7 protein-coding genes are annotated in these 6,453 nt (G+C 68.0%); 2 read left to right on the top strand and 5 right to left on the bottom strand.

Annotated elements, in window-relative coordinates:
* Positions 1-351: 351 nt before the first annotated feature.
* The 3 genes from ACFYXF_RS33955 to thyX form a co-directional block, all read right to left on the bottom strand.
* Complete coding sequence (locus tag ACFYXF_RS33955; protein ID WP_389355483.1) at positions 352-2,037, bottom strand: ribonuclease J; 1,686 nt, start codon at positions 2,035-2,037, stop codon at positions 352-354.
* A 129-nt stretch (positions 2,038-2,166) separates the two neighbouring features.
* Complete coding sequence (gene dapA / locus ACFYXF_RS33950; protein WP_389355481.1) at positions 2,167-3,066, bottom strand: 4-hydroxy-tetrahydrodipicolinate synthase; 900 nt, start codon at positions 3,064-3,066, stop codon at positions 2,167-2,169.
* A gap of 219 nt (positions 3,067-3,285) precedes the next feature.
* Entirely contained in the window at positions 3,286-4,026 is a 741-nt protein-coding gene (gene thyX, locus ACFYXF_RS33945) for an FAD-dependent thymidylate synthase (RefSeq protein WP_389355479.1), read from the bottom strand.
* Positions 4,027-4,214: 188 nt separating this feature from the next.
* Between thyX and ACFYXF_RS33940 the strand changes: the two genes are divergently transcribed.
* Positions 4,215-4,454, top strand: coding sequence for a hypothetical protein (locus ACFYXF_RS33940; RefSeq protein WP_235474463.1), 240 nt, complete (start codon positions 4,215-4,217; stop codon positions 4,452-4,454).
* Between the two features lie 128 nt (positions 4,455-4,582).
* Positions 4,583-5,140: a hypothetical protein gene (locus tag ACFYXF_RS33935; RefSeq protein ID WP_389355477.1), complete on the top strand. Its 558-nt coding sequence runs from the start codon at positions 4,583-4,585 to the stop codon at positions 5,138-5,140.
* A gap of 65 nt (positions 5,141-5,205) precedes the next feature.
* Here ACFYXF_RS33935 and ACFYXF_RS33930 read toward each other — a convergent pair whose 3' ends face one another.
* Both ACFYXF_RS33930 and dapB read right to left on the bottom strand, forming a co-directional pair.
* Entirely contained in the window at positions 5,206-5,664 is a 459-nt protein-coding gene (locus ACFYXF_RS33930; protein ID WP_389355475.1) for a hypothetical protein, read from the bottom strand.
* A 23-nt stretch (positions 5,665-5,687) separates the two neighbouring features.
* Entirely contained in the window at positions 5,688-6,440 is a 753-nt protein-coding gene (gene dapB, locus ACFYXF_RS33925) for a 4-hydroxy-tetrahydrodipicolinate reductase (protein ID WP_389355473.1), read from the bottom strand.
* Positions 6,441-6,453: the final 13 nt, after the last annotated feature.

Genomic DNA, 6,453 nt, shown 5'->3' with positions numbered 1-6,453 from the left:
AAGGAACGGACGCTTCCTTCGTACTCACCCTCTCGGGCTTTCCTCCGGGCAGTTTCCCTTCGGTCTTGCTGTCTTGCGTTTCCGACTCTATCAGACCGTTTTCCGATCCGATTTCCTCGGCGCTTTCCAGGTTTCCGCTTTCGCGTTTCCCTTTCCGGCGACTCCGACTTTATCAGAAGTTCTGAGTCGGAATTTCCACCCGCTCGGGCTGGTCCCTGGTGCGCAGTTGCACCGGGTTCCCTTGCTGGCGGAGCCGTAAACCTACTGGAGCGGGGCTCCTCGATGCAAATCGAGGAGCCCCGCTCCGAGTTCACGTGCAGGAAGGGCTGCTCAGGCGCCCCTCCAAGCCCGTCAGACCTCCACGACGACCGGGAGGATCATCGGGCGCCGGCGGTAGTTGTCCGACACCCACTTGCCCAGCGTGCGGCGGATGAGCTGCTGCATCTGGTGGGGCTCCACCACGCCGTCCTGTGCCGAGCGCTCCAGCACCTCGGCGATCCTCGGGACGACATCGGTGAAGGCCGAGTCGTCGATGCCCGAGCCGCGGGCCTGGATGTGCGGACCGCCCGTGATCTTGCCGGTGGACGAGTCCATCACCACGAAGACCGAGATGATGCCCTCGTCGCCGAGGATCCTGCGGTCCTTCAGGGTGGGTTCGCCGACATCCCCGACCGAGAGTCCGTCGACGTACACATACCCGGCCTGGACCTTGCCGGAGATCTTCGCCTTGCCCTCGATGAGGTCGACGACCACGCCGTCCTCGGCGATGACGATCCGGTCGTGCGGGACGCCCGTCATGGCGCCCAGTTCGGCGTTGGCCCGCAGATGGCGCCATTCGCCGTGTACTGGCATCAGGTTGCGCGGCTTGCAGATGTTGTAGAAGTACAGGAGCTCGCCGGCCGAGGCGTGCCCGGAGACGTGCACCTTGGCGTTGCCCTTGTGGACGACTTTCGCGCCCCAGCGGGTCAGGCCGTTGATCACTCGGTACACCGAGTTCTCGTTGCCGGGGATCAGCGACGAGGCCAGGATCACCGTGTCGCCCTGGACGATACGGATCTGGTGGTCCCTGTTGGCCATGCGGGACAGCGCCGCCATCGGCTCGCCCTGCGAGCCCGTACAGACCAGCACGATCTCGTGGTCCGGGAGGTCGTCGAGGGTCTTGACGTCGACCACCAGACCCGGCGGCACCTTCAGATAACCCAGGTCCCGGGCGATGCCCATGTTGCGGACCATCGAGCGGCCGACGAAGGCGACCCTGCGGCCGTACTCGTGGGCCGCGTCCAGGATCTGCTGGATGCGGTGGATGTGGCTCGCGAAGCTCGCCACGATGACCCGCTTGCTGGCGCCCGCGAAGACCTGGCGCAGCACGTTCGAGATGTCGCGCTCGGGCGGGACGAAGCCCGGGACCTCGGCGTTCGTCGAGTCGGAGAGCAGAAGGTCGATGCCCTCTTCGCTCAGCCGTGCGAACGCGTGCAGGTCCGTGAGGCGGCCGTCCAGCGGGAGCTGGTCCATCTTGAAGTCGCCCGTGTGGACCACCATGCCCGCAGGGGTGCGGATGGCGACCGCGAGGGCGTCCGGAATGGAGTGGTTGACCGCGATGAACTCGCAGTCGAAGGGGCCGATGCGCTCGCGGTTCCCCTCCGTCACCTCAAGGGTGTACGGACGGATCCGGTGCTCCTGGAGCTTCGCCTCGATGAACGCGAGGGTCAGCTTGGAGCCGATCAGCGGGATGTCCGGCTTCTCCCGCAGGAGGTAGGGGACGGCGCCGATGTGGTCCTCGTGGCCGTGCGTGAGGACGATGCCCTCGATGTCGTCGAGGCGGTCCCTGATGGACGTGAAGTCCGGCAGGATCAGGTCGATTCCGGGTTGCTCCTCCTCTGGGAAGAGGACGCCGCAGTCGACGATGAGCAGGCGGCCGCCGTACTCGAAGACGGTCATGTTGCGGCCGATCTCGCCGAGGCCGCCCAGCGGGGTGACCCGGAGGCCGCCCTTCGGGAGCTTCGGCGGAGCGCCGAGTTCAGGATGCGGATGACTCAAAAGACTCTCCTCACCACACGCGCCACGTACCGGTAAGGCACGTGGCGCGCATGACGTTCGTGCAAAAGCAGTTGTTGGATGTGGACTGCGGACACAGTTGTCCCGCGTATTCAGTTGTGAAGTCTGATGTCAGAGCTGTACCCCGCCGGCGGCAAGATCGATCTTGAGCTGGGAGATCTCGTCGGCCGACAGCTCGACCATCGGAGCGCGCAGCGGTCCGGCGGGCAGGCCCTGGAGGGTGAGCGCGGCCTTGGTGGTCATGACGCCCTGGGTACGGAACATGCCGGTGAAGACCGGGAGCAGCTTCTGGTGGATCTCGGTGGCCTTCTGGACGTCGCCCGAGACGTACGCCTCGACCAGAGTGCGCAGCTCCGGTGTGACGACGTGGCCGACGACCGACACGAAGCCGACCGCGCCCACGGAGAGCAGCGGCAGGTTCAGCATGTCGTCGCCGGAGTACCAGGCGAGGCCGGAGCGGGCGATGGACCAGCTGGCCCGGCCGAGGTCGCCCTTGGCGTCCTTGTTCGCGACGATCCGGGGGTGCTCGGCGAGCCGCACGATCGTCTCGGTGCTGATCGGGACACCGCTGCGGCCCGGGATGTCGTACAACATGACCGGGAGCTCGGTGGCGTCGGCGATGGCCGTGAAGTGCCGGTACAGGCCCTCCTGCGGGGGCTTGTTGTAGTACGGCGTGACGGTCAGGAGGCCGTGCGCGCCGGTCTTCTCCGCCGCGCGGGCCAGTTCGACGCTGTGGTGGGTGTCGTTCGTGCCGACGCCCGCGATGATGTGGGCCCGCTCGCCGACCGCCTCCAGTACGGCTCGTACGAGATCCGATTTCTCCGCGTCGCTGGTGGTCGGGGACTCGCCGGTGGTGCCGTTGATGACCAGGCCGTCATTGCCTGCGTCCACCAGGTGGGTGGCGAGCCGCTGAGCGCCGTCGAGGTCGAGCGCGCCGTCCGCCGTGAACGGCGTGACCATGGCGGTGAGGACCCTCCCGAAGGGGGTCTGCGGAGTGGAGGTCGGAGCCATGGGTACCACGCTACTCGCTGCTCAGGGCGCGGTCTGCCCTAGGGGTGCGGGAAAAGTCAGGACAAATACGGAGCCCGGCACTGCCTGCTCGGGGGTTCAAGCAGTGCCGGGTCCGTTTGATCAGGCTAGATGAACCTCTCGAAATACCGCAATACGGACACTTCGCGAGGCTGATCCGTACATCTGTGCCTGGCGGTAGAACACGCGCGTGCGTCTGCCCTACGGCGCGACCCTGCCGTTCTTGTTGAAGGCTGCGTGTGTCAGCGGCATGAGCCCGGCCCACGCCGCCTCCATCTTCTCGCCGACCATCTCGATCTCCCGCTGCGGGAACGACGGCACCTTCGCCAGCTCGTGCTGCGTGCGCAGACCGAGGAAGTGCATCAGGGAGCGGGCGTTGCAGGTCGCGTACATCGACGAGAACAGGCCGACGGGGAGGACCGCACGGGCGACCTCACGGGCGACGCCCTGCGCGAGCATCTGCTGGTAGTTCCGGTACGCCTGGCGGTACGCGTCCTCCATGGCGTGCTCGACGACTCCGTGCTGCTCGGGGGTGCCCTCGACGAAGACGTACTTGCCCGGCCGGCCCTGCTGGACGAGCTTGCGCGAGGTGTCCGGCACGTAGAACACCGGCTGCAGCTCGCGGTAGCGCCCGGACTCCTCGTTGTACGACCATCCCACCCGGTGCCGCATGAACTCGCGGAAGACGAAGATCGGGGCGCTGATGAAGAACGTCATGGAGTTGTGCTCGAACGGGCTGCCGTGGCGGTCTCGCATGAGGTAGTTGATCAGCCCCGTCGAGCGCTCCGCGTCCTTGTTCAACTCGTCCAGGGACTGCTCCCCGACGGTCGACACACGGGCCGCGAACAGCACATCGGAGTCCGACGCGCTGTGTTTGACCAGCTCGACGGTCACATCGCTACGCAGGTCGATCTTGAACTCGTCGTCGGGGGTGGGCGTCACGGTTCGGAGAGTCCTTCCCATCTCGTCATTCGGCGACGCCACTCTACGGCCCACCAAACGGGACGTTCGCCATCGTCACAGAGTTAAGTTGGTGAAACCGGGCACCATTTGGGGCGTTCGCTCGTCTGTACAGACAGCAGCGAATCGTTCGATTCTCAGAGTTCGATCCCCAAGGGAGAAGTACCCCCATGTTGCGCCGGCGCGAGCCCGTTCCATTCGCCTTCATCGCCGAAGCCGACAAGTTCCGCAGCAATGTCGCTCCACCGCCCCGTGAGCGCGCGTCCGCCGGTGACATAGCCGGGCGTTGGCTCCTGGGGCTCACCATCGTCGCAGGGCTCGTCGGCTCCCTGGTGCTCGGGATGCCCGCACTGTCGGTCGATCAGGCCGGCGGGCAGACACAGCAGTCCCAGGCGGCCGACAGCCGTTGAGGGCCCGTCGGGCTGCGCCCGAACGGCGTGGTCCGGCCCTCCTCGGACCCCCGAGGCTGGTGACCGGGCAGCCGGCTCGATAACCTCACCGGGCACAGCCCGCGCATGGAATTGAGTGAGGACCAGCCGTGCCCCTGCCCTTCCTTACGGCCGACCGCGCCTCCGACGAGGCCTCGGCCGGTGTCGCGCTGCCGTTCGACGACCGCGACCGCTGGCGTCGCCCGTACCGGCCCGGACCCTGGCGGGTGGGCGTGGCGGCGCTTCTGCTGCTGCTCTCCTCGTACGTCCTGTTCGCGGCGGTCGTCATCGCGGCCACCGGCGAGGTGTCCGGCGGCGCCGTGTGTCTCGGCATCGCGCTGGGCGTCATCGCCGTGGCGCTGCGGCTGCTGCGCGCCGGCGTGTGGGTGAGTGCGCGCGGGCTGCGCCGGGTGGGCTTCTTCGGTACGCGGACGACGCGCTGGGAGAAGGTCGTCGCCGTACGGACGGTGCAGCAGCCGGTGCGGTGGCTGGGTCTGCCCCGCACTGTGCAGGGGCAGGCACTCGTTCTCGTACGACGGGATCGGGCCGCGGGCGATGTGGCGCCGCTGTTGACCACCCACAACGCGGACTTCCTGGGCCGTATGGAGGCGTTCGACCGGGCGGCGGACAGCGTCGAGGCGTGGGCAGCGGAGTTCGGGCGGGGTTAGGCAGCACCTCAGCGAACAGCGCGAGGGCCGGTCCGCGGTTGCGGGCCGGCCCTCGAAATCTGTGTTCAGGCAGGCTGGGCCGGTGTCCTGCCGTCGTGCAGGGCGATCGCGCGTTGCATCGCCTTGCGGGCGCGGGGGGTGTCGCGGGCGTCGTGGTAGGCGACGGCGAGGCGGAACCAGTTGCGCCAGTCGTTCGGGGCCGACTCCGTCTCGGCCTTGCGCCGGGCGAAGACCTCGTCGGCGGAGTCGCGGTCGACCCGGCCGCTCGGGGTGCGCCTCAACTCGTCGACGGGCAGGCCGCCCTCGGCCTCCAGCTCGGCGGCCAGACGATTGGCGTTCCGGACGAACTGCGTGTTCTTCCAGAGGAACCACACGCCGATGACCGGCAGGATCAGAACCGCCACACCGAAGGTGACGGTCAGGAGCGTGCCGGTCTGGATGAGCATGACACCGCGGCTGCCGACCAGGACGAAGTAGAAGACCAGGACGGCGGCCGTGAGGGCGTAGGAGAGCTTCGCGCGCATGATGTTCCTCAGTCCTCGATGCCTCAGCCGAGGTCGAGGAAGTTTTCCAGGCCGAAGGTGAGGCCGGGGGTGTCGACGACACGGCGCGCGCCGAGCAGGATGCCCGGCATGAAGCTGCTGTGGTGCAGCGAGTCGTGGCGGACGGTCAGCGTCTCGCCCTCGCCGCCCAGCAGGACCTCCTGGTGGGCCAGCAGGCCGCGCAGGCGTACGGAGTGCACGGGCACCCCGTCGACGTTCGCGCCCCGGGCGCCGTCCAGGGCCGTGACGGTGGCGTCCGGTGCGGGAGCCGAGCCCGCCTTGGCCCGGGCCTCGGCGATGAGCTGGGCGGTGCGCGCGGCGGTACCGCTGGGCGCGTCCACCTTGTTCGGGTGGTGCAGCTCGATGACCTCGACCGACTCGAAGTAGGGCGCGGCGATCTGCGCGAACCTCATGGTCAGTACGGCCCCGATGGAGAAGTTGGGCGCGATGAGCACGCCCGTCTCCGGGGACTGGGCCAGCCAGCCGGTGAGCTGCGCGAGGCGGTCGTCGGTCCAGCCGGTGGTGCCGACGACCGCGTGGATGCCGTGGCGCACACAGAAGTCGAGGTTGCCCATCACCGAGGCGGGGGTGGTCAGTTCGACCGCGACCTGGGCGCCCGTGTCGGCGAGCGTCTCCAGCTTGTCGCCCCGGCTGAGGGCGGCGACCAGTTCCATGTCCTCGGCGGCCTGGACCGCCCGTACCGCCTCGGATCCGATACGGCCGTTGGCGCCGAGGACCGCCACGCGCAGCTTGCTCATCTTCTTGCTTCCT

This window comes from Streptomyces sp. NPDC002680, assembly GCF_042889145.1.
In the GTDB taxonomy this organism is placed as follows: domain Bacteria; phylum Actinomycetota; class Actinomycetes; order Streptomycetales; family Streptomycetaceae; genus Streptomyces; species Streptomyces adonidis.
Note: the sequence above shows the minus strand (reverse complement) of the source record. Positions and strands in the feature narration are given on the sequence as shown.

Bases quoted from the DNA above. Each gene is read 5' to 3' on its own strand.
- ACFYXF_RS33930 (WP_389355475.1), bottom strand. From the start codon at position 5,664: ATGCGCGCGAAGCTCTCCTACGCCCTCACGGCCGCCGTCCTGGTCTTC.
- dapA (WP_389355481.1), bottom strand. From the start codon at position 3,066: ATGGCTCCGACCTCCACTCCGCAGACCCCCTTCGGGAGGGTCCTCACC.
- dapB (WP_389355473.1), bottom strand. From the start codon at position 6,440: ATGAGCAAGCTGCGCGTGGCGGTCCTCGGCGCCAACGGCCGTATCGGA.
- ACFYXF_RS33940 (WP_235474463.1), top strand. From the start codon at position 4,215: ATGTTGCGCCGGCGCGAGCCCGTTCCATTCGCCTTCATCGCCGAAGCC.